Below are 23,164 nucleotides of genomic sequence, written 5' to 3' on the forward strand. Positions count from 1 at the left end.
TGAAGTGGACGTTGATATGGGAGCAGGACTCATAAAAACAGCAAGCTGGGAAACGAAATCAACAGATATTGCCCTTTCGATAAGCGACATTTTAGGTGACGGAGAATTTCAGATTGACATATCCTTTATTAGCAAGAAGCATAAATCTGAGATTGAATCCACACTTGATTTGTAAGAATAAGATAAACTTCATTTCCATTTCATATTATTGCTGTAAACTAACACCTAATGAGTGACCAGGTTTGGTTTTACGAGAAGGACAGAAATCCCTCAGGTCCAGTATCAGAGGCAGAGCTTTGGGAGTTATTGAAATCAGGCGAGATTACTAAAGACTCTCTTGTGTGGAGACAGCCTATGGAAAAGTGGCTCCCCTTCTCAGACGTGGAGCAGCTAAGAATCCCGCCAAAACCTAAACCCCCGCCAATGCCAGAGCCTGAATTTACTCCAGACGTTGACGATTCTGCATTTAAACCACCAGAGCAGCCCGAAGAACCGCCTGAAGAACATGTAGAGAAAGTGGTTTTCGACAAACCCGACTATAAAGGCGGCGAGACCACTACTATGGACGCCGAGTTTGAAGAAGTTACCCAGGTTCGCCCTTGGGTCAGATTCTTTGCTCGCATTACTGATTACTATGTATTCTCAATGCTTTTTACACTACTAATAAGCTTTATGTTTCCCGATTTTATGGAGCAAATGTCTCAGGGGCTTACCGAGCAGACTACGCTTGAAAACTCAGATGAAGTAAATTACCAAAGCATACTTTTCGTTATCATAATGCGCATTGTAGTTACATTTGTTTGGGTTTTCTTAGAGGCTTATACAATAAGCAAATACGGCACTACTTTTGGGAAAAATCTACTCGGGACAAGAGTACTAGACACTGACGGGGAGCTTTTACCTTATGACAGAGCACTTAAGAGAAGCTATAGCGTCTGGCTAAAAGGAATGGGCGCCGGGTTTGTGCTTATATCATGGATCACAATGCTATTTGGATACCAATCATTACGCAAAGACGGAGTTACATCATGGGATGAAGAATCCGGCTCGAAAGTTGTTCATACCAATTTCAGCAGTACCAGACTGATTATTATTCTTGGCTTCTTTTTTCTAATAGAATTTGTTGCACTTAGATCTGTACTGTAACAATCGGATAAATACCCAAACTTAAATAGTGCAAAATAGCACAGTGCTATATGCATCTTATTTACGTAATTAATTTCCAATTAATTCATAAAGAGCAGTAATTACTACATATTTCAAGTTGGCATGACTGTTGCAAATATTAGAAGATATTAAATCTAGAATGCAGGAGGCTGTATCAATGAATAAAGCATTCAAAACTGATATTTTGACTAAGGGGCTTTTATTATCAATATTCGGAGCGCTTTTTATACTCTCGAGTGTATTACTGTACAAAGGGGCTGCAAATGCAGAGCAGCAGGCAAGTTGCATTAAACCCGCGAATGAACTGATAGGAAATACAAAAGGAATAGAGTCAAGGGACATATTTTTTGATTACGAAAGTGATCAGATCAGAGATGATGCTAAAGAAGTACTGGCATCTAATGCTGATATTATGAAAAGAAATCCTGGCATATTCGTTATTATTGAGGGAGATTTTGATATTAACGAAACTGACGGCAAATTACTTGCGGAGTCCAGAGCGCACAATGTCAGAGATTTCATAATTGACCAGGGAGTTGAAGCTGGACGAATTCTGACTTCAACCACATGCGAGAGGACTGACATTAATGCTCCAAAAAGTGTGAGAATTCCTGAATTAGACAGAAGAGTGCATTTCATATCACTTGAAATGCAACAGTTAAACACTGTATAAACAATCCTCACTAGCTGCGGGGGAAATTTCTCCGCAGCTAAATCCATATTCAATATATTAAAACCAAAATGAAGAGCAGTGTGTGCATAAGTTACATATTCTCTTGCAATAACATAGATAGCCAACAATAATATTACTTATTAAGATTTCCAGGAGGCCTATCTGAATATGAGAATTCTAATTGTCTCGTTCATTTCAATACTTATTTTCTCTTCCTGCTCAATCTGGGACAAACCTGATGTAAGGGAAGCTAAATGGGGAATGTCTAAGGAAGAAGTAAAAAAAGTAGAAAAGGCTGAGCTTATTAAAGAAGGAGAAGACATTCTCACATATAGGATCGGCGGGGAGCCTGTCCCACTGGAAATCGAGCAATCAGACACTATAGAATATGAGGGAGAAGAAATAACGCCTCCAAAGGTTTCAACCATAGATCACGAATATGATCTTCTATACGTATTTGGTGAAAAGGGGCTTGGTATGGTGATTGTCCATCTAAGAGATCCTTTGGATAGCCCGCAGGAATATCTCGAATTTTTTAAAATTAGGACAAATATGCTTACCAAGGAAATCGGAGAGCCAGCAAAAGGGGTTGCCTCATATGCCGATCATGAAGTGAAAGCTAATCCTTATGAAGACCCTGCCGCGATTTGCAGGGGCGAGCACGGGCTTCAGCACATATGGCCTACAAAGGATAAAAAAACTAATGTTTCATTAGAATTAGACAGCAAAAAGTTCTCAGCTGAACCTCAGTGCACGGTTTCAATTTTTTATGAGAGCGTAGACATACCTGTTGACCAAGAGCTTTCAGACCAGCTGCACGATCTACTCTAATTAGAGGCACTTATAGTATCTAAGTTCGCAAAAGCGCACTCAAGCCCCATTGAACCGGATAAGTTTGCAAACACAATCTCTTTTAATTGGGATGAGAATGCAACCGAGAGCTCCAGCATATCATTTACCGCAACACCTTCAATGTTTGAACTGCTAACAGAGCAACTCATAACCTCTGATATAAGTGGAACATCTGCCATCCCTGCGCATACAGCGGTAGTATTTGCTGTTAAATTAGTAATTGTGGCCTCTGCCATCCCATCCTGAGTTGGAATCATTTTCAGCGTTATAACATCCTGAGATTTAAATCCCTCAATCATTACATTTTCAGGACAAGTCTGTGCCGAGGGGGGATTAATAGTGCCCATAACATCTGTACCCGACATTGGGGCCGGCTGGGCATTGGCGTTATCACTTCCATTATTCTCATCACAAGCTACCACCCCAATTAGCAATAATAACGTTGGAATAACCAATATTAGCCTTAAGTTTTTCATATAATTTCCTCCTATTTATTACTACTAATATTATACAGAATAAAAATAATGCTATTTTTTTGAAACCTTTTTGTTATTCTTTTGTTTATATGATCAAAACCAATATTTCGGAGGCATTATAAATGAAGAGACTTACAATTTTACCACTTTTATTAGTTCTTTTTGTCAGTTTTTCTGCACAAGCAGCCCACCATGAGGGAAAAAGAGGGAATTGGTGGGAAAATGAGAAAATTACTTCCAAAATTGACTTAACAGATGATCAGAAAACACAGTTGAATGACATTGCTGCAAAATATGATCCCGCTCTAACAGAGGCAAGAGATGATTATAAGGCTAAGAAAACTGCTTATAAAGATGCTAAATCAAACAAAGCAACAAGCAGCGCTGATGTGATTAAGTCATTTGATGTAATGTGGGATTCTAAGTATAAAATGAAAAGAATTAAGCTTGATATGAAACTTGAGATGAGAGATGTTCTTACACAAGAACAAATTGATCAGCTCAAAGAAATGAAGCAGGCCAAAAAAGACAAAATGAAAAAGAAGTATAAGAAACACAAAGATCAGATGAAAGAAACTACTGATCAATAGAAGCTTAGTATAAATTGGGAGCAGGCTGTTTACCTGCTCCCTTGTTTTTATTTAGATGAACAGATCCAACTACATATTTCTAACAGCCTTAATTCTATCAACGACCTTATTATTAATATCACCAAAAGTAGCACTATCCAAAGATATAACACAGCAAGTCATTAAAGATACAATATTAGATGAGCAAGTCCTTCTTTTCTGTTCAACTTACTGTATGGGGAATGAAAGAAAAGGAACTCTTAAATCAGTTACTGTAGAGCCCGCCGATAAAGGCTTGTATAAAGTACAGGGCAAAGCTGCTCTAAGAAACCGCCAGTTTGCTGGCGAGCCATTTAATAGAACCGTCTACGATAGAACCGTATTTATAAATTCTACTGGAAGTCTTGACCCTAAAACTTGCAAACTCACCGTCCAAGATGTTTCTGTAGAGAATGACTTTCAGAATATTGTTACAAATCTAATCAAGAGCAACAGCGATGTAATTGGTAAAGTAATAGTTGTACCCGATTGCAAATCATTTCTTAACTAGATTACCTTTCATATAGAGTTTTGCGGCAAATTATATATAGTTTATAGCAAGCAAGACACAAAGGAGGGCAGAATTATGTCTAGAACTGTACTAATGGTTGCAGTAATAGTTGTAATAGCAGGATATTTCTACTTTAGATCATCTGACAAATCAATGGAGATAATTTCTTCACAGCAAACCCAAGAACAAGTTGCATCACCGGGCGCTGGCGATTCTGATATGACAGAGGATGAAAAACTGGTAGCAAATCTGATTACAGATGGAACTATAACAAAAATTGATAAAAGCGGCGATGTGCCTTCTGTCTATGTGACAGCTGATTACTTTAGAATCCCTCAGGTAGATAAAACCGCGATAATGGAAGTCCTTTTAAAAACACTTCACAGCGAAGACCCCGATGTTTCATCATTTAATCTAGTGGATACAAAATCTGGTGATCTAGTCGGCACATATGATTCCGGCGGCTTTAAATCTCAATAGTAAATTTTATAAGCCATGAAACATACAGAAAAACATAAGCACTCTGGGCATCAGACAAAAAGCTCAAGTATTTCCTCAAAGGGAAGAAAGAAAGCTATGATTCTTTTAATTGTCATAGCTGTCGTAATCATGCTGACTTATGCACTATCTTTTCAGGATGCACAGGATGATGAGCTTATAAAGGAAACAACTCCGCAAACTGCCGAGCCTTAAAATTAAATCCTGGTCAGTATTACAGTCTTAGGATAAAATAGATTCTTAATCTCTTAATGAATTCGAGAATGTGCGATGGAAGATAAATCGATTATACTCGGCGACCTGGTACTCACAGTTGATGAAATAAATATGATCATGACAGGTGACATAGTATGCACTTTTCACCTGAGCCATAGAGCAGAGCCTAATGAATCCTTGGTCGAGCTCGTCGGAGAAGTAACGGGTGACCAGCTAGAAGTAATGTGCAAAACAAAATTAACTGCAAGGCGTTTTGAGATATTCTCCCGTTTCTTATTTATGTATGAGAAGAATATTGTCAGATATTTTCAAATGCTAACTGAAGGAACAACACCAGTTATGTTCAGAGATACTTAAGTATCCTAGCCCAATAGAGAATTAAGTATATTATGGAATTATTTGAATTGAAAAAACATTTTGTAATCATAATAATTGTTTTATTTACATGTTCATGCTCAAACAACCCGCTTAACACTTCCAACCAAAACGAAGATGAAGAGTCTGAACAAAAAGTAGAATATTATACAGATGACAACTTGGATTTCAGACAAACAACATGGGGAATGTCTAGAGAACAAGTAATAAATATCGAGGAGACAGAACCAGTTTTTATGTCAGAAAAGAAAATTGACTATGAAGCAAAAATGATGGGCATGGACAGCAAGATAGGTTATACATTTAATAATAATGAATTAGTAAGAACTAGCTTCTTTCCTTTATCAAAACACCAGAATAAAAACGATTATATTGAAATCTACAACCAAATCCAGAAAAATCTAAAACAAAAATACGGAAAAACAGTTATAGATACTGTCCAGCATAAAGACCCAACAATCGAAATTAGACCTGAGGACTATGGTAATGCAGCTTGCAGGGGTGATCTTTTGTTTGCCACTCAGTGGGACTTGCCGAGAAGTGATGTTCAGCTTTTGCTTAGAGGTGAGGACGGAGAATGTATGATAAGCGTCATTTATATAAGTGAGGAAGGGTTTAGGCAAATGCTTAAAAATAGATAAGCTTCCCAGTAGATCTAAACAGCTAAAGCCCACTACTAATTAACAATTAATATTCTATATATATACACATACACAGATATAGATATATATAGTATTGATTCTCTTTTTTATGTGATAAAATAGATTTCATTCAACTATAACTCTATAGGAGGGAATCATGATAAATGTTCGTGTACTAAGAAGTTTAGTGGTTTTTTTAAGTCTTTTGGTAATATTGGGCATGGTAGCTTGCCCCCCTGGCGGAATCAAGGGTGACGGAGAGACAACTGATGGTACCGACACAACATCAACAGATGACGGCACAGACACTACTGATCCAGGTGATACAGAGGTAGATTGTTCTGAGGGATGCAATCCAGCTCAGGGACCATGGCCAATGGAGCTAGCTTCTGAAGATATTGTAGATGGCAACAAGGTTTGCACTTATACTGCAACCGTTACTGGCACTGATTGTTGTAATGGTAATCGAATTACAATAATAGGCGAGGACCCACAACCTAGCGAAGTTACAGTGCAGCGTGAGAATTCAGGACAGGACTTTGGTCCGGACACTACAAATCAAATTACTTCAGGATGGGAAACCACCACTAGTGCAGGAAACTGTACATCTGCTGGATGTGCAAATGGTGAATACACAACGACAATTACAGTACCTCAGGATTCAGATTGCCCTGACGATGTACATTTAGCAATCTTACTACTGTAGATTCTGAAAAATGATCCCCTGCTCATATGGGTAGGGGATTGATTCATATTTTCATTGCAAAATAGTACTTTGTTGTGAAATTTTTATTATTGAAAAATCTTTCATTAATTTGCTGAGACAATACACTCAGGTACATCATTTTTTGGCGAATTGACTATGGTTGATACTCTGTAGAAATCCATTTCATTTGAAGGATATGGTTTTAGCAGTTCTAGCAACTTATCCACGGTGATAATCTCGGGGTCTAGCCATTTTGCCTCGTCTTTTTGCTTCAAAATAACCGGCATCCTATTGTGAATAGGAGCCATAAGCTCATTTGGCGAAGTTGTTATTATAGTGAAGGTTTTAAGCGGCTCATCTCCCTTCTCCCAAAGATCCCAAAGGCCTGCAAAAGCAAATGGCTCACCTGATTTGAGTTTAAAGTAATGGGGCACTTTATCGGGCTTACTCCATTCATAAAATCCGTCTGCCGGAACTAAACAGCGCATTTTTTTAAGTGGATTTTTAAAACTAGGCTTATTCTCAATACCTTCTGAGCGTGCATTAATCATCTTGTATCCAATCTTCGGATCTTTAGACCAAAATGGTACAAGGCCCCATTTCATCATCGAAACAACACGTCTATCTTGAGATACAGTTACTACTGGGTGATATTGTGAGGGGGCAATATTGTATCTGGTTTCAAAAAGCACGCCATCTGTATTGTCATCAAAACCAAATCGCTTTTTTAGCTGTTCTTTTGTACTAGTTTTTACAAACCGTCCGCACATCAGGCTACTCCGTCATTACGAGGCCTTTTCTGCCAAAAGAACCCTTTAGTTCACCAGTGTTGTTGTCATAAATACTAACCACATCTACAGCCCTATCATCTGTAAGGTAGTAATACCAAATTACATTCATGAGTGATGCTTGCTCTTCACTGTTTAGCATATAGAAGGGTTCAGTAATATATATGTATGGTTGACCGTTTGGATTTTCGATTCTAGTTGCTAGTCCACCGTCTAACATGCCGTCTATGATTTCTTTTCTATGGCTTTGAAGATGCTTGGTCTCTTCTATCCGCTTATCCAAATCATCCTGATTATCTTGACTACATGACAAAGCGTAAGCTCCTACAAATAATAATATTATTAGTAATAACGCGTTTGGATTTAAATTTGTTTTATTCATATTGTTAATCAAAATTCTACGAGATCGCATATAACTTCCGTATCTCCAAAGTCATCTGACACCTGTTTAAAAGATAAAGTGCCTAAATTTGGGCTTCCCTGAATATTTTTTAATATTCCTGATCCTTCCTCGTTTTGAAATTGAATAGTTCTGCACTTATTTCTATCATAAGTAAAATCACCAATATCGCTGCGTGTTCCTGTCAAATCGGCGAATAAGCCCATAGTAAATACAGTTTCTCCCCCCCTTTTACAATCCCACTCAGAATCCTGTTCCATAATTGATGGGCCATTTAAAAATAGGTTGAAATTAAGGTTACATGGAGTATCACTACAACCTCCCATGTTTGCAATAATAAGAAAAATAGATAAACCAGAAAAGAATAAGCCAAGTATAAATTTTCTCATTTCACATCCGCCTTTTAACAAAGATATTTATAAAAAGAACTCTGTCTAATTATATCCTACTAATTAGGATGAATAATTTTTAACAAATGGCAAGATATATTTAGTTCATCTCATAAATAATTGCAATACTGAATTAGTTGGCGCATGCACCTGTGGTTATCGCTTATTATTTCAGATCTAAACTGAAAAATACTAAAGTATAAATTATTTAAACCTAAGTATTTAGAAATTACCCATCAGATCCCTATTAACTAACTCGACTCTTGCAAGCTCATTTAAGGCTTGCATAATATGATAGAGTGCGGGAGAACATTTCTCTTTACAAGCAACCTCACTTTCAGCTTGCAACTCCAGCAGTTCATTACGTGAAAGAGTGTCCATGTGCGACAATATCTCCTTGAACATCTCACCTGATACTTTCAGTCTATCCTCGATCATTTGATACCTCCATCACAAGTTTTTTTATTATTTTAATAGGTTTGAATTCATTGGAATTTCAAAATTGCTATGTTAATTTTTGTAATTCAAATTTACCCAAACGCAATCATACTGTTCTCCTCCTTTACATGAGGTTTGATAACTCCGCATCTCAAATTTTTTAGAACTCTTCCAACCCTATACCTAAACTTCACAACTTATATGCAGATCAAGTGACCAACTTGATATATTGCACAATGTATTATATAATCAACATATTGATGATTATATAATACATTAAATCACAAAATGTTGTATTTATCAAGTAGCATTTTCACAATTTGTTGATTTTTACAAAATTTTTCGTGACCAAATTGTAGTTGGGAGGACTCTCTATGCGTAAGACAGTTGCAGAAATAATTAACACTATTAAAAATATGAAGAATTTGAGCAATGACTATGAAGTAGCGGGCTTGATAGGGATCAGTAGTGGTGCACTATCTAATGCTAAAAAACGTAACAGCGTTTCGTTTTTTGACGAACTCGTTAAATTTTGTGATCGAGAGAATCTATCTTTAGACTTTATACGATATACCCCGCCAACGATTAAAACGATAATTGATCCCGGGGGATTTGTACCTGAAAAAAATAGTGGTCTACTTGAGGTAGGTGTATATTCAATGGAAAATGCGGACAAAGTAAATTGTTCTGATACAGAACCGGTAGGAACCGTAGTGATACCAAAGGACCTAGTTCAAGATGAGAACATAGTAATCAGAGTTGCCGGAGATTCTATGGAGAAACTACTCATGAAAGGAGCTAATGCTGTAATCGATACCAATGAGAAAGAACTCATATCAGGCAGTGTTTATGCGTTTAAAATTCCTCATGAGGGCAATATTGTAAGGGAATGCTATTCAGAGCCACAAGGACTTAGTTTAATCCCATACAACAAGAATTACCCAAAAGCTCAGGTTGATTGGAATGACTTTAATCCTGATATGATAATTGGCAAGGTATCTTGCAGTGTCCTAAATGTTTTTAGATAATTTAAGCCCCTATGCAAAGCTAAATATGCAAAGGGTCACAATCATATAAATTATCTTTTTACCATTTTCAACAACTCAGTATCTATGGCCAATTTGCCTCCGCCGCGAATAATTACAGCGATACTTAGACCTATTGCAAGCATGTGATACTCAAAGCCCTCGCCAGCCTGTGAACCAAACCAATTCATAAAAAATCCATGCTGACCATGAACAATCAATATTGCACCAATCATAATAATGCCAATTGCTGCTGCAGAAATGCGGCTAATGAGTCCAAATATTAAAAATAAAGCACCAAAAGACTCACCCAACACAATAAGTATCCCAATCACACTTGGTATTCCGGCACTTGAGAAATATTCCACGGTTGCCGAAAAACCATATCCTCCAAACATTCCAAGAAGCTTCTGCAATCCATGGGGCAATATCACTATTCCCAAAAACACTCTTGCAACTAGGGCTGCCCAGTCGCCATTGTCAGTCTTTAAAATATCTCTTACTATGTTCATCTTTTAGAACCTCCGATAAATATTATTTGAATCTATTATAGTTGCAATTGCAACTATATAAACATATATCACAACTTTGTTGCATTTGCAACAAAGTTATTTTATATTCTAATTAGGAGGTATATGGAAATGACAAATAGTGAAAGCGACAACAGAAAATGGACTGAAACTGAAGCAAGTGCTTGGATAGGGCTCGTTCAGGCACAGCAGAGCTTAATAGATAAGGTAGAGGATGAACTTAAAAAAAATGGTTTCCCCTGCCTTAGCTGGTATGATGTGCTCTGGGAGCTGGAACGATCTGAAAACGGAAGACTCAGGTTAAATGACCTGGGAAACAAAGTACTGCTGGATAAATATAGCGTCACCAGATTGGCACAAAGGCTTGAAGAAGAGGGTCTTGTGCAAAGAGGTCAGTGCCCGAATGACGGACGAGGGATAACTGCTCAAATAACCAATAAGGGCAAAAAGCTACGAAAACAGATGTGGCCAATATATGAGAAGGTGGTGAGAGAGAACTTTCTATGCAAGTTCAATAAGAAGGAGCTTAAAGAGCTTAAGAATTTCATTGAACGAATAAAGGCCAGTGGCCTAGACCAAGATGTTGATTAAGCTTGTTAAAAAGTAATTGAGCTAAATGAGCAGATTGAGTATACTGGGTACTCAATAATCATAGGAGGGTATCCACCTTGAAACTTTTCTTAGCAGCATTATTAATATTATCAGCAACATCCCTTAGCGCTTATTCACAGGGCAGCGGTGAGTACACTGTAAAAGCAGTAAAGGGCGAGTACGTAATAATAGGTGAGAAGCCCTACAAAATGCTCAGTGAATGCGAGGGTATAAAAGCAGAGGATAAAGTATCTTTTTCAGAGAGCCCGATAACATGTCTAAAGACTACTCTCATAAACTTGCTTAGCCTATCAGAATGCGAAGTAGAATGTATCTCAAATACTGGGACTCCTTACGAACCAGAGCCAGCTGATTAAGTTTTTAGAGAACAGCTCACTCTACAATAAAAACATTATTTTGAAGCTCTGTATCTATTGAGGTGTTTCTCTTTATAACATCTGAAAGTGTAGTTGCCTCTACTTCTGCAAGCTCATTGCCGCTCAATTCGCGCTCGTACCAAAAACGATCCCCATCACGAAGTGCTTCAAACTGAGTCTTTAAAATAAGCTGAAAAAGCTCGCCCACATGCGATCCAGCAATAGGATCTTCAGACAAACCGCCTACCCATAAATCTATGCTATCCACATTGCCGTAAGCATCTTCAAGGTTAGTTTGAATCTGCGGATCAGAGCTTACATCGCTAAATTCTGCAGCTCTGCTAAGACCCATCTGCTCCCTTACGTCATTGTATCTAGGAAGACCATGATCCCTACCCCTTTGCATGTTAAGAGCTGCTAAATCAAATCCACCTGAGCCAGGAGGGCCAAATAGAAAATTTCGGACATCATCAATTATGAGAGGATCTACACGTTGAGCAGCTTGCTTGGCCAAACCCCGTAGTAAAGGCTCAATCCCGCCCTGATCAATTATAGTTTGAGGAGTAAAGAATGCGTCTCTGAGTTCTAAATTACCCTGGGGGATTACATTCAAATTTTCATCAAGTCTCTGTAAAACTGGATTTAACATACTGTGCCCAAACCGGTAGGCAGCTGTTGAAAATATATTAGCTATAGAGGCGTCGACATTCGGATTATATCCATCATATGTTGATAGTGCCCCAGGTCCTAGAAGAGAAGGAAGAAATTCATTGTAAGTTATTACCTGCATTAATGCTCCTACAAAACGCCTGCCCCTTTCGTAGAGTTCATCCCCGCTTAATCCGGGCCTTTGCAAAGCAAGCTCAGAAACATATCTATTATGCTCTCTAACAAACAATGTGTGCATAGCAGTAAGGCCAACTTGTTCATTAGCTCTAAAATCACCAGCTAAAAATAAAGAAGGGTCATCATCCCCTCCGTCATTTGGTAAACCTTCGGTATTAAAAGGAAGTAGATTACCAGCGCTGGTTTTAAGCATTCCAGTACCGTCATTTGTTCTAAGAGCAGACGCTCTATTTGCATCGGAACCATATACGTTAGATGCATCTATCCATGCTGTAATTGTATTAATCTGTTGTCTCGGATTATCAGTAGCTGTGCCTGATAGATTGTTAAAAACGGATCGTTCGAAAGTTATAACCTGCGTGCCAGTATCAAATGGATCAAAAAATAAATCGCCTGGCGGAACAGCTATATCTGCATGCTCTGCTGGATCTGCGGTATTAGTAAAATCCATATCATGGTCTACAAATTGACCCCATTGCCATAGATAATCACTTGCATTAAAAGGATTAGGAAATAGAGCCTCTTGATCGCAAACAAAATTACTAACTAGCCTAGGACTTGGTAGACCTTGCTGAGGCATCTGTGAAATCCCGTCTTCATAGGCTGAAAACACATATCTAATTAGCTCGGTAAATGTCGCGCCCATAAAAGGGTTTTGTAGATTGTTATCTGAGCCGTCAATTGTCCTAATTTCTGTATTGTTGTTATTTCCATCCCCACTGCAACCAGATACAACAAAAAAAAGCAATACTAAAATTAACAGGGAATTAAACCTGAATACTCTCTCCATTTTTCCATCCTCTTCTCTAATTTATTTCTAACCAACCGCTATATCACTATTTCGCTACTTAATAGATTAATTACAATACATTATAATACTAACACAAAATTATTGCTAATATCCAGCGGATTCTTTACACTCGCCGTCATAGTCTTTTGAGACTCCAGCGCTTATTCTGCCGCAGTCATTACCATATGTTCTACCGTCACAACCGCACACAGGCCTATAATCCTTGGTACAAACCTGCGGCTGAAATAAACATGTACCCTGTGCTTGTTCAGTCTTGCACTGCCCAGCCGGCAAATCACAGAACTGTCCTTCAGCACATAATAGGTTTTCTATACCTCCGCAAAGCTCTGGACCCTGCTCGGTTTCGACAATTCCAGTCTCGTCAGCGGGCTCTACAACCTCTTGAGTTCCTGTTCCTTCTTCGCTACTGTCATTGGCACATCCAAGTGTGAATATAAATAAAATAACAAATATCCATGAAATAGCTTTAAAGTAGCTCATATAATAGTTCTCCGATCCAACTAATGGCATATATATATTTATGCCTCAGTTACAGTAAAATTACAATTTTTTAAATACTCTACAAATGCGAAACTCCTATATAGTTTAATAGAAAATTGTTATATTAGTAGCTATCTACACAGCATGGAGGTCATTATGAGTAGTATGATTAAATATATTCTAAGCATAAGTGCGCCCTTACTAAAGCGGATTAGGAAGAAAAGATTCACTTATCTCGTTATATCTCTATTACTTTTAATTATTGCTTATCCTTATGTGCAGGGTGACATGGGCGGGCAACTTCTTCTTAGCTTTTTTACTACAATTGTTATGATACTGTCGATTATAGCAGTCGGAGATAAAAGACATCATACAATAATTGCATTAGTACTATCTGCACCTTGGTTTTTATTATTGTTACTTCAGTTCCCACTTATTCCTGTTGATACAACTCAGATTGTGAAAGATGAGATAGTATTTGCATTTCTACTATTTGGATATGCTACATACAGAATATTTATGCATATAATCAACAGCCGAGAAGTAACTGCAGAAATTTTATCGGCATCTGTTTGTGTCTATATACTGATTGGCCTTACATTTGCGACGCTATACTATTTCATAGAAACATTCTATCCAGGCTCATTTATCGATACTGATGGAAATGCTCTTGAAAGCGGTCCTGATTTTCTGTTTTTCAGTTACGTAACGCTTACAACAGTGGGTTATGGAAACATTGAAGCCATTACAAATCAAGCCCGTTCACTGGCCTCGCTTGAAGCCCTTACCGGTCAGCTTTATCTGACTATTATGGTAGCTAGACTGGTCGGACTTCATATATCTAAACCTAAGTCGAAGGAGTCTACCGCATAGCTATATAGGAATTGAAGGGGAAGAAATTAACTTTAGGTTAATACTGCTCCTGAACCTCAAAATCATCATGTTCTAAGTGCCATTTGCCGTTTTTCTTCACCCATCTTTCCTGGATTACTACCCCACGTCCAATGTTCATAGTCCAGTCAGCCCTTAGAAGAACTGTGTTTTCATTCTCAACTGCCACTACAACGTTACTATATTCTAGTTCCCCAGCACCGGATTCAATAAAAGGTTTCCAAAAGCCTTCGATCTCACCTATTCCATTGAATGTGCCCATTGGCCTAGCATTCATTACAGCATCTGCAGTATAAGCATCCACACAAGCTTTTACGTTTTTATTATTAAAATCCTGTATCCATTTTCGGCTGCGTTCTAATACTTCTGCCTCAATTTTATATCTGTCCATGATATCTACTCCTTTTTCGCACACGTATGTTCAATTGTTATGACTATTGTAAATCTCGGCTTAGGAGTCTACCTGAAGAATTAGCTTGTTCCCAGATTTTAGTAATTTTAAAGCGAATCTAGCGAAGAAACCCCGCCCCTTTTTATATAGAATTCACATCCTGATGGAGAGACTGGGTTATGAACTGATCCTTCAGGAAGCCTGATCCAGCTCATCTCCCCATAAGTGCCCCGCTCGTCCTTAAGATCGCCTTTCAATATAAGTATTTCAGCGCCGCCCGGATAATGCACCTCTCCGGGGGATGCTCCCCTGTCCCACTTCTGTAGGCTAACCTCCTCAGCGTAACCGTGTTCTGAGTAAAGCATTTTTATATGTATTCCCGAAAGTGACTCTATCCATTTCATGTTCTGCGTATCAACTACAATCTGAGTTCTGTCATTTCCCGGATACTGTCTTAACTTTACAAAGATAAACCCACCTTCTTTTGAAAAAGGTGTGTGCTCATAACCCTCAGGGTTTAAAAGATAGGTACCTGCCTTAAAATCTCCTCGCTCGTCAGAAAATGTTCCCCCTAAAACTAATATTTCCTCACCCCCAGGGTGGGCATGTGCATGAAAATCTGAATTTGCTTCGTACATTACAAGTGATGTAACCTGACCTGCTTCTGCCGGACCAACTAGATGAAGTCTTTTTCTCCAAACACTTCCGCTAGGGCTTTCTTGCCATTTTATTTGGTTTGTATCTACAGAAACGTACTTTGACATATCACCGTTGATTGACTCTGACTTACTCATTTATTCTCCTTTTGGTATCTCTTCTCATCTTTAACCATAAGCCATGAAATAATGGCGCTCAGCACACATACAACAGCTGATATATACATAAGAATATTAAAGCTGCTTACATAGGATTTTTCTATTAATTGGATTAACCTATACTCTATTTCTGCCGATATACCTATAGGCATATCGGGATCTGCAAGCTTAATGTACTCTCCTTTAAACGCCTCTTGAACTTCTTGAGGAATATCATGAAATATCATTCCTTTGTCCATTCCGTTACTGAACAAATAGAGCATAATAATTCCCAATATAGCAATTGCAACAAGACCCGAGACTCTTGAGACTGCATTATTAATACCTGAAGCTGTGCCTGAAAACTCAGTAGGTACTGCATTCATCACAGCAGTTGTAAGAGGCGCCACGCTTAGGGCAAGGCCTAAACCAAGCAAAAACATCCCAGGGAAAAAGGTGTAGAAGTAGTTACCGCTACCTCCAAACATAGCAAATAGAACATAACCCACACCCTGAATAAGATTTCCAATTACGAGCGGCCATTTAGCGCCGTATTTATCGACCAGCCCTCCAGACCACCTGGAAAAAATAAATAGCAATATGATGATTGGCAAAAACGATGCACCGGCTCCAGTTACTGAGTAATCGAAGATCTGTATCATTGCAAAGGGAAGAAAGAAGATAGCTCCACCCAAAGGTGCGTACATTAAAAGAGTTACCAAATTAGTACCGCTGAAAGTTTTGGATTTAAAAAGTTTAAGAGGCATCATTGGGGCCTCGACCTTGTTTTCCACAATCACAAAAGCTATAAGAGAGATTACGCCGACTACAATCGATCCAATCACAATAGGGTTATCAAAACCTAGCGCAGCAGATTCTATAAATCCATATACTAATGCTCCTAGGCCAAGGGTAGCAAGAAGTGCTCCCCAGTAATCGATCTTACATTTTGCGAGTTCCCCTTTAGACTCCGGCACACGCCAAAACAGCAAAATTAACACAACCGCTGCTATTGGGATGTTTATGAAAAATATCCAGCGCCAAGAGACCTCCTCAACCAACCAGCCTCCAAGCACGGGGCCAATTGCAGTTGTAATAGCAGAGAATGCGCCCCATGTTCCTATTGCCTTTCCTCTCTCTGATTCATCAAAGAATACTGTAATTATTGCCAAGCTCCCCGGAATCATAAGCGCTCCGCCCACTCCTTGAAGAGCTCTGAAGTATATTAGCTCAGTCACATTTTCTGACATACCGCATAAGACAGAAGCTATTGCGAAAAGTGCAATTCCGACCCCATATATAAGACGTCTGCCGTATCTGTCCCCGAGCGCACCACCTACTAGAATTAAAGATGCAAGAAATAGAGAGTATGCCTCTATTATCCACTGCATATCCACGATTGTCGCATTTAGTTGATCCTGAAGAGCTGGAAGAGCTACATTTACTGCGGTCCCGTCTATATATGCCATGCTCGCGCCGAGTATTGTTGCAGCCAGAACCCAATTACCTGTTGATTTTTTCTCAGCTATTTGCTTTTTATCTGAATCTGATATTCGGGGGATTGTAGGAGGTTTGCCGATTGTTCCCATAGTTATTGACTAATAAACCCTATGAAGTCGCAAATGCAAATAATTCATAAAATATCTGAATCCTTTCTGGTTGCAATTGCAACTAAATTAGCGAACACAAAAAAACGCGGGTCAAACCGCACAAACAGGAGGCAGTAAAATGAAAGGTTTTGTAATAGCAACAGTTTTCGCATTAGTGGCAACATTTCCACTACTATCACAGGCTGAGGTAAGTGCATTTGGAGTGCAGATTCCAGCTCAGACTCAGCAAGTAAGCGCCAGTGCAAACGGCGGATATGTAGCCCAAAGCCTCTCCGATACATTTCAGGTACAGAAGCTCAGCACTTCAAATGAAACTGAATTGTCAGAAAGCGCGTATGATAAAGATACATACTATGTTTTCGGAGTAGCTTTGGACAACGGCGACGTTATCTAAGGTTGGATTACTAAAAGAAATAACTTGAATGGATAGAATCTAATCAAGTTTAGTTTGTCCGCGGATACTATCCGCATGCCATACCATCCTCCATCCAACTAAAAGCCTGGGGAGTTTAACAGCTCCCCAGGCTTTTCCATTTTTAGTCTAATTTAGACTAAATCCTATGGCAAAACATACAAACACTCGTATGATTTTGATTTAAACCGCCAAATTTCATGCTTGAATAATTATATTAACTATAAATCACAACCAACTGTAATTACATAATTATTGGCAGGCTCACATCAACTGTATGTGAATTTCCATTGTTTCTAAAAGAAATAATGCTTTATTTTAATGGCAAAAAGGTGCATAATATTAATAGGTAGGGGTAACCACAACTAGAAGTAAATTGGAGTCGGGAAAAAACCCTTAACATTGGTAGGATGGGGACATCATCATTAAAGCACACGCTTTGTGCGAGGAGGCTTTTATGAGTGAGATCCAAGAGTTATCCAAATGGATGACTAGGGAAAGAAGGGAAAATGCTCTTGAGGCTATGATGCCCAGAATATTGGCTAGCACTACAAAAAACAGCCGGGGCAGAATGCCCCAGATAATGGCTGAGCTTATGCCAAAATGTCTTAAAACACTTCTTCCTAAGCTTTCTAAAGAAGACCGTATTGAATTCGCACTACTTATGATTTCTATACTAGTAGACAAGGGTTCAGTTCGAATGTCGGAAGAAGAGAGAGACGAATTTGTTTCACAGCTCGTTGAACAAGTTAAAGCATAGTTTTATCTCAGCTTGGTGATTTTTGGATTAGATTTAGACTTAGCGCATAAGAGCGTTTAGGATATATTTATACCATTCATTGTTGGTCTACGTTGAATAAATCTTCGATTCGTACTATACTCACTTTCTAAAAATCATTATCCTATGTCATGTCCCAAACAGACCAACGCGCCCTACCCCACAAAAAAACCGTTCTAGCAAGCACACTTGCAATTATCCTGGAATGGTACGATTTTTCAGTTTTTGGATTTTACGCAATTATCCTATCAAAGCTGTTCTTCCCATTTGCAAGCGAGACAACTGCCATACTGTCGACATTTATGATCTTTGCATTAAGTTTTTTATTCCGCCCTCTAGGCTCTGTAATTATTGGCAGCATTGGAGATAGATTTGGAAGAAAAAACGCATTTATCCTAACTGTAATTTTAATGACATTCCCTACAGTGCTGATTGGTCTTTTGCCTACGTATGAATCTATCGGAGTTGCTGCAACAATACTTTTAATCGTGTTGCGAATTGGTCAGGCTCTATCCGTGGGGGGTGAGCGCTCAGCCACACTTTCGCTTTTTACAGAGCTTGCGCCCTCAAATTTAAAAGGTTTGTACGGAAGCATGTCTTTATTTGGAACCACTACCGGCATCTTGCTCGCTTCGGCTGTGTGCGGGCTAGTGTCAAGCTCTATGTCTCAAGCTGATCTGATGTCTTGGGGTTGGCGCATACCATTTTTATTAGGCGCACTCACAGGAATTGCTGCTCTGCTTCTGAGAAAAATAATTGAAGAATCTGAAATATTTAAGAACATGGTTAAGTCGGGGGATGCATCAAAATCACCAATTAAGGAGTCGCTAACAAAATATTGGCGCGCTGTACTCGTAGTCCTTGCTGCAACTGTTATGTTCGCAGTAAGCTTCTATTTTATATTTGTATATATCATTACATTTGGCATTAGATACGGTGGGATGCCGCTCTCTCAAATACTCAACATAAATACAGCAATATTAGGCATTATTACGCTTTTATTGCCTGTATCAGCATATCTTTCAGACAGGGTGGGAAGAAAGCCTCTTCTTGTAGTCGGATGTGCAGGAATGATAGTTATTGGATTTTTACTATTTAATACTTTTGCTGGTGATAACCTAACCAACAAAATCATAGTCCAGCTGGCTGGTGGATTATCTATGGTCTTGTTTGCCGGCGCATTTGCGCCCTTTATGGCAGAGTCATTCCCAACAAAAATTAGAATGAGCGGAATCTCTTTAGGTAACGTTATAGGATTTTCAGTGTTTGGAGGTTCAGCTCCGCTCGTAGCCTCGTATCTGATTTCAACTACCGGCAGCGTAGATGCACCAGGATATTATTTGAGTTTGGCATCAGTTATTTCTCTAATTGCAGTTTTGACCATTAAAGAAACATATAAAAACAAACTCGGATAATCAGCTTATTTATCTTATCAATCTTTTTCTATAAATTAGCGCAAATGAAAATAGCATTAATGCAAGCGCAATCATCATCCATGTCGATAAAGTTGGGACCTGTGGGACACTATAAACAACGCTTGCATTAACTAATGTTGTTCTGTCAAACAAAAGAGGCACCTCATTTGAACCACCAAGTACAGCGCTTAAATTTCGAACATTCTCGACAGTCAGCTCCTCTTGAGCTAGATTCATCTCAAAGACTGTTCCTCTAGCTACTTGAACTACCATGAGCGGAGGAGAAGCAAATATCGGGGTTTCCGCGGAGAAACTACAAATGCTCCAAGGATATTAGGCCCTATATCTGTTAATAGATTAGTCTGTGGCTCTAAACGATTGTATGCAGAAAAGAAAACCCCTCTCAGAAAAGGATCATCTGTAGTATCAGAACTTATCCCGATTCTAAGTGTTACACTTTCTATTACAGCATTATCCGGAATAGACGGGAAATCAAAATTTAAAAGAACATCACTTCCTATAGAACCAGGATTTGAACCTGCTGATGGTTGGTAGAAAGTATTAGGGTTATTATCTAGTAGATTTGCTAGATTTTGATCTGAGGACAGCGGAGTTGTCATTATAGCCTGAGGAGTAGTAAAGCCTCCATCAGCTCTGTGAGCAATTCCATCTGAAGGCGGTATCATATCTACAGATACTATCTTGCCGATACTAAGATTTGGTAAAGCTAATATCAAAAAGAAAAAACAACTAATAAAGATCTTACATTTATGAATTGAATCAAACATGGCCCCCTCCTTTTTGTTCCAAGCAATAATACTTAAAGATATTATAGATATTGTGATACTAGCATAAATATCTATTTATAAGGATGCGAATTATTTAAAAACGTTTCACTTTGATTTGTTGTATTCGCTTATAGTCATAATAGCAAGCTTGAATTTTGGATCATATTTCTTAGTACAATGACTGCATGAATAGCTTCTTCTGACTTTTCTATAAAAGTGAGTAGCCTTATCACAAGCGGGACAAACCCCTACATACTTTCCCTCCGGCATGTTGAGCCCCTCTCCAGATGCACATCTTTTGGGTTCACATCCAACTTTAAGAGCATACTTTTTCCAAGTTTTATCATGATTTGTTTTCCCTGTATCTAAATAATGGAGCGCATGCGCTATTTCATGTAGAAGCGTGTCCTTTATTATGCTAAACGAGTTAGTTTTCATAAAAGCGCGAGATATTGAGATGACTCTTTGTTTGGGCCTGCAATAGCCAAGGTGTCTTTTCTGGTTAGAGAGTTTAAGCTCCCATCCACCCAGCCCCCACTTAGCTTTTTGATATTCCCATTCTTTGATTAATTCTTGTGGTGAAGTCATGATATAGCGGAATATTTTAATGTAAAATGATTTTTGTGCTAGATCAATTATAATTTAATTCTAATATGTCAGAAAAAACATACTTTTTTGTAATCTCTATTCCAAGAGACCAAATAATTGAATACTCAACAAAATTGAATTCTTATATTTCAAAGCTGCTTCAGAAAGAATACGCATGCACTGTTTCTCACCTAGAAGTAAGAGAACAAGACATTATATCAAAAATCTTAATCAAAGCCACAGAGGAAGATATCAGGGTTTTCGCAGATCGGTTCTTTGACAAGAACTACGAGCTTATCGAGCGAGAAGACGGCGAGATTGAGATTACACAAAAAGATGCTGATACAGATGACATTGAGCAAAATCAGGGCTTAAAACATTAGTTTATTTACATTCTGCGTATTATATAAACCACTTTAAACACTCAACATATTCATAATTTTTACTTCTCCTGAATAATTCCTGAATCCTTTATAGTTGCAATTGCAACTAAATTGGTGAAAACAAACAATAGCGGCTCAAGGGCTGCTAAAAACAGGAGGCAGTAAAATGAAAAAGTTATTAATCGCAGGAGCATTAGTAGTAGGACTTAGTTTTTCAACAGTATCACAGGCAGAGGTAAACGCTTTCGGAGTTCAACTACCTCAAGAAAGAACACAGGTTAGCGACAGTATAAGAGGCGGTTATGTGGCTTCAAGCTCATCCGACACTTTAGTTGTTCAGTCGCTACAGTCTGAAAGAGCTAGTGGAAGTTCAAGCCACGTGGCAAGCAGTGCTTCAGATTCATTTGTAGTACAGAAACTAAAGAATTCCTAATTAGTTTCAAGGCTAGTATGTCTTATGAATAGCAATATGAATTGTAGTTTAAGTTTGATAACAAAATACGGGATATACCCGAAAACAGGAGGCAGTAAAATGAAAAAGTTGTTAATCGCAGGAGCATTAGTAGTAGGACTTAGTTTTTCAGCAGCATCACAGGCAGAGGTAAACGCATTCGGAGTTCAACTCCCTGTGGAAAGATCAGAAGTTAGTGATAGCATTAGGGGCGGATATGTAGCCCAGAGCCTAGGCGATACATTCCAGGTACAACAGCTTCAGAACTCAAGCAATGCAGTTTCTGAGCAGTCAATAAATGACGACACCTACTATGTATTTGGAGTGGAACTAGGCGGTGACAATGCCATATAAGAGAATACCGACTATACAATCCTCCAACCGACCAAAAGCCTGGTGATTAATTTCACCAGGCTTTTGCTTCTCACAAACCTTCTTAAATAAAAGTTATGGTTAGATCTTATGTTTATTGATAATAATGAGTATTAAAATTTAATTCTCTTTCCTTGGAGCACCGTGAAGAATAGCTACAAAAACCAATTGTTCTTCGCCTGCTTTGATAGAATGCTTCTCGCCAACTTCATACATAATTATAGAACCTAGCTTTGCTTTAATATTTGAACCATCACCAGAATAAAAGGTCCCTTCACCCTTTAAAACAACAATATATACTGGAGAAGTAGGAGAACTATGCTCTTTAATCTCTTGTCCGGGCTCCAGGGCAAAGTGTAACAGTCTTCCATTTTTATCAGCATGAATAGATTGAGCTATAGGATGCTCGTCACTAAATTTTATATCCTTGAGCAACTCTACATGTTCCATAATCTCACCTTCTTCAATAATATTTGAAACAAGCTTAACAATACCCTAGTTAATCTTTAACAAAAATTACAGGCCTTATTACTCTCCTACCGAAATAGCTCCAGGAAACGGAGGTTCAACGCAGCAGTAAAATACTCCGTTTGTTGAATAACACTTCTCATCCTTACTAGGACAAGGTTCGGCCGGACTGCATGGATCCGCAGAGCACGCGCCTTGAGGCTCTGGCATCTGTATTTCTTCTTCCTGTAATTCAGAAGCCAAGGAGAATGAAACAGATAGAAAGAACAAAACTAAACTTAGTCTTAAGAATTTGTAAAAAGAATCTAAATTTACAGCCATTTTTTCTCCCTCAGATTTTATTAGCAGTATTTCTATACTAAACTCGTCTGGATTTGAAATCAACATGTCATAAGATTACTTAGAAATTGAGATCTCGTATCCCA

General features: G+C 38.5%; 36 protein-coding genes. 20 read left to right on the forward strand and 16 right to left on the reverse strand.

All coding sequences use genetic code 11. The annotated features are described in order from the left end of the window. Nucleotides 1–228 precede the first annotated feature (228 nt). The 3 genes from AAF462_00895 to AAF462_00905 all read left to right on the forward strand — a co-directional run bounded on the left by AAF462_00895 (nucleotide 229) and on the right by AAF462_00905 (nucleotide 2,671). Complete coding sequence (locus AAF462_00895; protein MEM7007673.1) at nucleotides 229–1,146, forward strand: RDD family protein; 918 nt, start codon at nucleotides 229–231, stop codon at nucleotides 1,144–1,146. Between the two features lie 178 nt (nucleotides 1,147–1,324). Then, nucleotides 1,325–1,840, forward strand: a complete 516-nt coding sequence (locus tag AAF462_00900) for an OmpA family protein (GenBank protein ID MEM7007674.1) — start codon at nucleotides 1,325–1,327, stop codon at nucleotides 1,838–1,840. A 168-nt stretch (nucleotides 1,841–2,008) separates the two neighbouring features. Further along, entirely contained in the window at nucleotides 2,009–2,671 is a 663-nt protein-coding gene (locus AAF462_00905) for a hypothetical protein (protein MEM7007675.1), read from the forward strand. Here AAF462_00905 and AAF462_00910 read toward each other — a convergent pair. Further along, a complete protein-coding gene (locus AAF462_00910) occupies nucleotides 2,668–3,168 on the reverse strand; it encodes a hypothetical protein (protein MEM7007676.1) in 501 nt (166 codons plus the stop codon). The two genes, AAF462_00905 and AAF462_00910, sit on opposite strands and share 4 nt — an antisense overlap. A gap of 122 nt (nucleotides 3,169–3,290) precedes the next feature. On the opposite strand from AAF462_00910, the gene AAF462_00915 reads away from it, so the two are divergent. The 7 genes from AAF462_00915 to AAF462_00945 all read left to right on the forward strand — a co-directional run bounded on the left by AAF462_00915 (nucleotide 3,291) and on the right by AAF462_00945 (nucleotide 6,723). Beyond that, entirely contained in the window at nucleotides 3,291–3,758 is a 468-nt protein-coding gene (locus tag AAF462_00915; protein MEM7007677.1) for a Spy/CpxP family protein refolding chaperone, read from the forward strand. 55 nt (nucleotides 3,759–3,813) lie between these two features. Then, on the forward strand, nucleotides 3,814–4,287 hold the full coding sequence (locus AAF462_00920) for a hypothetical protein (GenBank protein MEM7007678.1): 474 nt from the start codon (nucleotides 3,814–3,816) through the stop codon (nucleotides 4,285–4,287). Between the two features lie 75 nt (nucleotides 4,288–4,362). After that, the gene (locus AAF462_00925; protein MEM7007679.1) at nucleotides 4,363–4,767 is read left to right on the forward strand and encodes a hypothetical protein; all 405 of its coding nucleotides are present in this window, start codon (nucleotides 4,363–4,365) and stop codon (nucleotides 4,765–4,767) included. Nucleotides 4,768–4,782: 15 nt separating this feature from the next. Beyond that, the gene (locus AAF462_00930) at nucleotides 4,783–4,980 is read left to right on the forward strand and encodes a hypothetical protein (protein ID MEM7007680.1); all 198 of its coding nucleotides are present in this window, start codon (nucleotides 4,783–4,785) and stop codon (nucleotides 4,978–4,980) included. 75 nt (nucleotides 4,981–5,055) lie between these two features. After that, nucleotides 5,056–5,358, forward strand: coding sequence for a hypothetical protein (locus AAF462_00935; protein ID MEM7007681.1), 303 nt, complete (start codon nucleotides 5,056–5,058; stop codon nucleotides 5,356–5,358). A gap of 32 nt (nucleotides 5,359–5,390) precedes the next feature. After that, nucleotides 5,391–6,017: a hypothetical protein gene (locus AAF462_00940; protein MEM7007682.1), complete on the forward strand. Its 627-nt coding sequence runs from the start codon at nucleotides 5,391–5,393 to the stop codon at nucleotides 6,015–6,017. 157 nt (nucleotides 6,018–6,174) lie between these two features. After that, a complete protein-coding gene (locus AAF462_00945) occupies nucleotides 6,175–6,723 on the forward strand; it encodes a hypothetical protein (protein ID MEM7007683.1) in 549 nt (182 codons plus the stop codon). Between the two features lie 104 nt (nucleotides 6,724–6,827). Here the strand turns inward: AAF462_00945 and AAF462_00950 are convergent, their stop codons facing one another. The 4 genes from AAF462_00950 to AAF462_00965 all read right to left on the reverse strand — a co-directional run bounded on the left by AAF462_00950 (nucleotide 6,828) and on the right by AAF462_00965 (nucleotide 8,738). Further along, nucleotides 6,828–7,493: an SOS response-associated peptidase gene (locus AAF462_00950; protein ID MEM7007684.1), complete on the reverse strand. Its 666-nt coding sequence runs from the start codon at nucleotides 7,491–7,493 to the stop codon at nucleotides 6,828–6,830. A gap of 4 nt (nucleotides 7,494–7,497) precedes the next feature. Continuing rightward, the gene (locus AAF462_00955; protein ID MEM7007685.1) at nucleotides 7,498–7,824 is read right to left on the reverse strand and encodes a hypothetical protein; all 327 of its coding nucleotides are present in this window, start codon (nucleotides 7,822–7,824) and stop codon (nucleotides 7,498–7,500) included. 77 nt (nucleotides 7,825–7,901) lie between these two features. Then, nucleotides 7,902–8,300 carry a hypothetical protein gene (locus AAF462_00960; GenBank protein MEM7007686.1) on the reverse strand — a complete coding sequence of 133 codons (399 nt, stop codon included), beginning with the start codon at nucleotides 8,298–8,300 and terminating at the stop codon, nucleotides 7,902–7,904. A 222-nt stretch (nucleotides 8,301–8,522) separates the two neighbouring features. Next, a complete protein-coding gene (locus tag AAF462_00965) occupies nucleotides 8,523–8,738 on the reverse strand; it encodes a hypothetical protein (GenBank protein MEM7007687.1) in 216 nt (71 codons plus the stop codon). A gap of 374 nt (nucleotides 8,739–9,112) precedes the next feature. On the opposite strand from AAF462_00965, the gene AAF462_00970 reads away from it, so the two are divergent. Then, nucleotides 9,113–9,766, forward strand: a complete 654-nt coding sequence (locus tag AAF462_00970; protein MEM7007688.1) for a S24 family peptidase — start codon at nucleotides 9,113–9,115, stop codon at nucleotides 9,764–9,766. Nucleotides 9,767–9,816: 50 nt separating this feature from the next. On the opposite strand, the gene AAF462_00975 is transcribed toward AAF462_00970, so the two are convergent. Next, a complete protein-coding gene (locus tag AAF462_00975; protein MEM7007689.1) occupies nucleotides 9,817–10,269 on the reverse strand; it encodes a DoxX family protein in 453 nt (150 codons plus the stop codon). A 135-nt stretch (nucleotides 10,270–10,404) separates the two neighbouring features. Here AAF462_00975 and AAF462_00980 point away from each other — a divergent pair, with 135 nt between their 5' ends. Then, a complete protein-coding gene (locus AAF462_00980; GenBank protein ID MEM7007690.1) occupies nucleotides 10,405–10,884 on the forward strand; it encodes a MarR family transcriptional regulator in 480 nt (159 codons plus the stop codon). Between the two features lie 77 nt (nucleotides 10,885–10,961). Further along, complete coding sequence (locus tag AAF462_00985; GenBank protein ID MEM7007691.1) at nucleotides 10,962–11,261, forward strand: hypothetical protein; 300 nt, start codon at nucleotides 10,962–10,964, stop codon at nucleotides 11,259–11,261. Nucleotides 11,262–11,277: 16 nt separating this feature from the next. On the opposite strand, the gene AAF462_00990 is transcribed toward AAF462_00985, so the two are convergent. Then, on the reverse strand, nucleotides 11,278–12,897 hold the full coding sequence (locus AAF462_00990) for a peroxidase family protein (GenBank protein ID MEM7007692.1): 1,620 nt from the start codon (nucleotides 12,895–12,897) through the stop codon (nucleotides 11,278–11,280). Nucleotides 12,898–13,002: 105 nt separating this feature from the next. After that, on the reverse strand, nucleotides 13,003–13,398 hold the full coding sequence (locus tag AAF462_00995) for a Kazal-type serine protease inhibitor family protein (GenBank protein ID MEM7007693.1): 396 nt from the start codon (nucleotides 13,396–13,398) through the stop codon (nucleotides 13,003–13,005). A 156-nt stretch (nucleotides 13,399–13,554) separates the two neighbouring features. Between AAF462_00995 and AAF462_01000 the strand changes: the two genes are divergently transcribed. Further along, nucleotides 13,555–14,271, forward strand: coding sequence for a potassium channel family protein (locus AAF462_01000; protein ID MEM7007694.1), 717 nt, complete (start codon nucleotides 13,555–13,557; stop codon nucleotides 14,269–14,271). 37 nt (nucleotides 14,272–14,308) lie between these two features. Here AAF462_01000 and AAF462_01005 read toward each other — a convergent pair whose 3' ends face one another. From AAF462_01005 to AAF462_01015, 3 genes are all read right to left on the reverse strand, one after another. Further along, entirely contained in the window at nucleotides 14,309–14,680 is a 372-nt protein-coding gene (locus AAF462_01005) for a nuclear transport factor 2 family protein (protein MEM7007695.1), read from the reverse strand. 107 nt (nucleotides 14,681–14,787) lie between these two features. After that, nucleotides 14,788–15,474, reverse strand: coding sequence for a cupin domain-containing protein (locus AAF462_01010; GenBank protein MEM7007696.1), 687 nt, complete (start codon nucleotides 15,472–15,474; stop codon nucleotides 14,788–14,790). After that, a complete protein-coding gene (locus AAF462_01015) occupies nucleotides 15,471–17,063 on the reverse strand; it encodes an MFS transporter (GenBank protein MEM7007697.1) in 1,593 nt (530 codons plus the stop codon). The genes AAF462_01010 and AAF462_01015 overlap by 4 nt, the downstream gene beginning before the upstream one ends. A gap of 139 nt (nucleotides 17,064–17,202) precedes the next feature. On the opposite strand from AAF462_01015, the gene AAF462_01020 reads away from it, so the two are divergent. The 3 genes from AAF462_01020 (at nucleotide 17,203) to AAF462_01030 (ending at nucleotide 19,689) form a co-directional block, all read left to right on the forward strand. Continuing rightward, a complete protein-coding gene (locus AAF462_01020) occupies nucleotides 17,203–17,478 on the forward strand; it encodes a hypothetical protein (GenBank protein ID MEM7007698.1) in 276 nt (91 codons plus the stop codon). 475 nt (nucleotides 17,479–17,953) lie between these two features. Then, a complete protein-coding gene (locus AAF462_01025) occupies nucleotides 17,954–18,256 on the forward strand; it encodes a hypothetical protein (GenBank protein ID MEM7007699.1) in 303 nt (100 codons plus the stop codon). A 149-nt stretch (nucleotides 18,257–18,405) separates the two neighbouring features. Next, nucleotides 18,406–19,689 carry an MFS transporter gene (locus tag AAF462_01030; protein MEM7007700.1) on the forward strand — a complete coding sequence of 428 codons (1,284 nt, stop codon included), beginning with the start codon at nucleotides 18,406–18,408 and terminating at the stop codon, nucleotides 19,687–19,689. Nucleotides 19,690–19,698: 9 nt separating this feature from the next. Here the strand turns inward: AAF462_01030 and AAF462_01035 are convergent, their stop codons facing one another. From AAF462_01035 to AAF462_01045, 3 genes are all read right to left on the reverse strand, one after another. Continuing rightward, a complete protein-coding gene (locus AAF462_01035; GenBank protein MEM7007701.1) occupies nucleotides 19,699–19,926 on the reverse strand; it encodes an IPTL-CTERM sorting domain-containing protein in 228 nt (75 codons plus the stop codon). Between the two features lie 29 nt (nucleotides 19,927–19,955). Further along, nucleotides 19,956–20,477: a hypothetical protein gene (locus AAF462_01040; protein MEM7007702.1), complete on the reverse strand. Its 522-nt coding sequence runs from the start codon at nucleotides 20,475–20,477 to the stop codon at nucleotides 19,956–19,958. Nucleotides 20,478–20,582: 105 nt separating this feature from the next. After that, the gene (locus tag AAF462_01045; protein MEM7007703.1) at nucleotides 20,583–21,065 is read right to left on the reverse strand and encodes a SprT-like domain-containing protein; all 483 of its coding nucleotides are present in this window, start codon (nucleotides 21,063–21,065) and stop codon (nucleotides 20,583–20,585) included. Between the two features lie 65 nt (nucleotides 21,066–21,130). Here AAF462_01045 and AAF462_01050 point away from each other — a divergent pair, with 65 nt between their 5' ends. The 3 genes from AAF462_01050 to AAF462_01060 all read left to right on the forward strand — a co-directional run bounded on the left by AAF462_01050 (nucleotide 21,131) and on the right by AAF462_01060 (nucleotide 22,253). Continuing rightward, the gene (locus AAF462_01050) at nucleotides 21,131–21,448 is read left to right on the forward strand and encodes a hypothetical protein (GenBank protein MEM7007704.1); all 318 of its coding nucleotides are present in this window, start codon (nucleotides 21,131–21,133) and stop codon (nucleotides 21,446–21,448) included. Between the two features lie 166 nt (nucleotides 21,449–21,614). Further along, the gene (locus AAF462_01055) at nucleotides 21,615–21,881 is read left to right on the forward strand and encodes a hypothetical protein (GenBank protein MEM7007705.1); all 267 of its coding nucleotides are present in this window, start codon (nucleotides 21,615–21,617) and stop codon (nucleotides 21,879–21,881) included. Nucleotides 21,882–21,980: 99 nt separating this feature from the next. Continuing rightward, a complete protein-coding gene (locus tag AAF462_01060) occupies nucleotides 21,981–22,253 on the forward strand; it encodes a hypothetical protein (protein MEM7007706.1) in 273 nt (90 codons plus the stop codon). A gap of 138 nt (nucleotides 22,254–22,391) precedes the next feature. On the opposite strand, the gene AAF462_01065 is transcribed toward AAF462_01060, so the two are convergent. Together AAF462_01065 and AAF462_01070 are read right to left on the reverse strand one after the other, a co-directional pair. Continuing rightward, on the reverse strand, nucleotides 22,392–22,721 hold the full coding sequence (locus tag AAF462_01065; GenBank protein ID MEM7007707.1) for a cupin domain-containing protein: 330 nt from the start codon (nucleotides 22,719–22,721) through the stop codon (nucleotides 22,392–22,394). Nucleotides 22,722–22,799: 78 nt separating this feature from the next. Further along, nucleotides 22,800–23,060 (reverse strand): hypothetical protein, encoded by a 261-nt coding sequence (locus tag AAF462_01070; protein ID MEM7007708.1) that lies wholly within the window; start codon nucleotides 23,058–23,060, stop codon nucleotides 22,800–22,802. Nucleotides 23,061–23,164: the final 104 nt, after the last annotated feature.

The sequence above is a fragment of the Thermodesulfobacteriota bacterium genome, from assembly GCA_039028315.1.
Taxonomy (GTDB): Bacteria; Desulfobacterota_D; UBA1144; order Nemesobacterales; family UBA2774; genus CR02bin9.

Excerpts from the sequence above, each read along its gene's own strand:
- AAF462_00915 (MEM7007677.1), top strand. The coding sequence starts at position 3,291 with ATGAAGAGACTTACAATTTTACCACTTTTATTAGTTCTTTTTGTCAGT.
- AAF462_01065 (MEM7007707.1), bottom strand. The coding sequence starts at position 22,721 with ATGGAACATGTAGAGTTGCTCAAGGATATAAAATTTAGTGACGAGCAT.
- AAF462_01045 (MEM7007703.1), bottom strand. The coding sequence starts at position 21,065 with ATGACTTCACCACAAGAATTAATCAAAGAATGGGAATATCAAAAAGCT.
- AAF462_01015 (MEM7007697.1), bottom strand. The coding sequence starts at position 17,063 with ATGGGAACAATCGGCAAACCTCCTACAATCCCCCGAATATCAGATTCA.
- AAF462_00940 (MEM7007682.1), top strand. The coding sequence starts at position 5,391 with ATGGAATTATTTGAATTGAAAAAACATTTTGTAATCATAATAATTGTT.
- AAF462_01020 (MEM7007698.1), top strand. The coding sequence starts at position 17,203 with ATGAAAGGTTTTGTAATAGCAACAGTTTTCGCATTAGTGGCAACATTT.
- AAF462_00900 (MEM7007674.1), top strand. The coding sequence starts at position 1,325 with ATGAATAAAGCATTCAAAACTGATATTTTGACTAAGGGGCTTTTATTA.
- AAF462_01035 (MEM7007701.1), bottom strand. The coding sequence starts at position 19,926 with ATGAATCTAGCTCAAGAGGAGCTGACTGTCGAGAATGTTCGAAATTTA.
- AAF462_01060 (MEM7007706.1), top strand. The coding sequence starts at position 21,981 with ATGAAAAAGTTGTTAATCGCAGGAGCATTAGTAGTAGGACTTAGTTTT.
- AAF462_00990 (MEM7007692.1), bottom strand. The coding sequence starts at position 12,897 with ATGGAGAGAGTATTCAGGTTTAATTCCCTGTTAATTTTAGTATTGCTT.
- AAF462_00965 (MEM7007687.1), bottom strand. The coding sequence starts at position 8,738 with ATGATCGAGGATAGACTGAAAGTATCAGGTGAGATGTTCAAGGAGATA.
- AAF462_01000 (MEM7007694.1), top strand. The coding sequence starts at position 13,555 with ATGAGTAGTATGATTAAATATATTCTAAGCATAAGTGCGCCCTTACTA.
- AAF462_00945 (MEM7007683.1), top strand. The coding sequence starts at position 6,175 with ATGATAAATGTTCGTGTACTAAGAAGTTTAGTGGTTTTTTTAAGTCTT.
- AAF462_01010 (MEM7007696.1), bottom strand. The coding sequence starts at position 15,474 with ATGAGTAAGTCAGAGTCAATCAACGGTGATATGTCAAAGTACGTTTCT.
- AAF462_00895 (MEM7007673.1), top strand. The coding sequence starts at position 229 with ATGAGTGACCAGGTTTGGTTTTACGAGAAGGACAGAAATCCCTCAGGT.
- AAF462_01070 (MEM7007708.1), bottom strand. The coding sequence starts at position 23,060 with ATGGCTGTAAATTTAGATTCTTTTTACAAATTCTTAAGACTAAGTTTA.
- AAF462_01055 (MEM7007705.1), top strand. The coding sequence starts at position 21,615 with ATGAAAAAGTTATTAATCGCAGGAGCATTAGTAGTAGGACTTAGTTTT.
- AAF462_01050 (MEM7007704.1), top strand. The coding sequence starts at position 21,131 with ATGTCAGAAAAAACATACTTTTTTGTAATCTCTATTCCAAGAGACCAA.
- AAF462_00920 (MEM7007678.1), top strand. The coding sequence starts at position 3,814 with ATGAACAGATCCAACTACATATTTCTAACAGCCTTAATTCTATCAACG.
- AAF462_01040 (MEM7007702.1), bottom strand. The coding sequence starts at position 20,477 with ATGTTTGATTCAATTCATAAATGTAAGATCTTTATTAGTTGTTTTTTC.
- AAF462_00950 (MEM7007684.1), bottom strand. The coding sequence starts at position 7,493 with ATGTGCGGACGGTTTGTAAAAACTAGTACAAAAGAACAGCTAAAAAAG.
- AAF462_00930 (MEM7007680.1), top strand. The coding sequence starts at position 4,783 with ATGAAACATACAGAAAAACATAAGCACTCTGGGCATCAGACAAAAAGC.
- AAF462_00995 (MEM7007693.1), bottom strand. The coding sequence starts at position 13,398 with ATGAGCTACTTTAAAGCTATTTCATGGATATTTGTTATTTTATTTATA.
- AAF462_01025 (MEM7007699.1), top strand. The coding sequence starts at position 17,954 with ATGAGTGAGATCCAAGAGTTATCCAAATGGATGACTAGGGAAAGAAGG.
- AAF462_00960 (MEM7007686.1), bottom strand. The coding sequence starts at position 8,300 with ATGAGAAAATTTATACTTGGCTTATTCTTTTCTGGTTTATCTATTTTT.
- AAF462_00970 (MEM7007688.1), top strand. The coding sequence starts at position 9,113 with ATGCGTAAGACAGTTGCAGAAATAATTAACACTATTAAAAATATGAAG.
- AAF462_00935 (MEM7007681.1), top strand. The coding sequence starts at position 5,056 with ATGGAAGATAAATCGATTATACTCGGCGACCTGGTACTCACAGTTGAT.
- AAF462_01030 (MEM7007700.1), top strand. The coding sequence starts at position 18,406 with ATGTCCCAAACAGACCAACGCGCCCTACCCCACAAAAAAACCGTTCTA.
- AAF462_00925 (MEM7007679.1), top strand. The coding sequence starts at position 4,363 with ATGTCTAGAACTGTACTAATGGTTGCAGTAATAGTTGTAATAGCAGGA.
- AAF462_00910 (MEM7007676.1), bottom strand. The coding sequence starts at position 3,168 with ATGAAAAACTTAAGGCTAATATTGGTTATTCCAACGTTATTATTGCTA.
- AAF462_00905 (MEM7007675.1), top strand. The coding sequence starts at position 2,009 with ATGAGAATTCTAATTGTCTCGTTCATTTCAATACTTATTTTCTCTTCC.
- AAF462_00980 (MEM7007690.1), top strand. The coding sequence starts at position 10,405 with ATGACAAATAGTGAAAGCGACAACAGAAAATGGACTGAAACTGAAGCA.
- AAF462_01005 (MEM7007695.1), bottom strand. The coding sequence starts at position 14,680 with ATGGACAGATATAAAATTGAGGCAGAAGTATTAGAACGCAGCCGAAAA.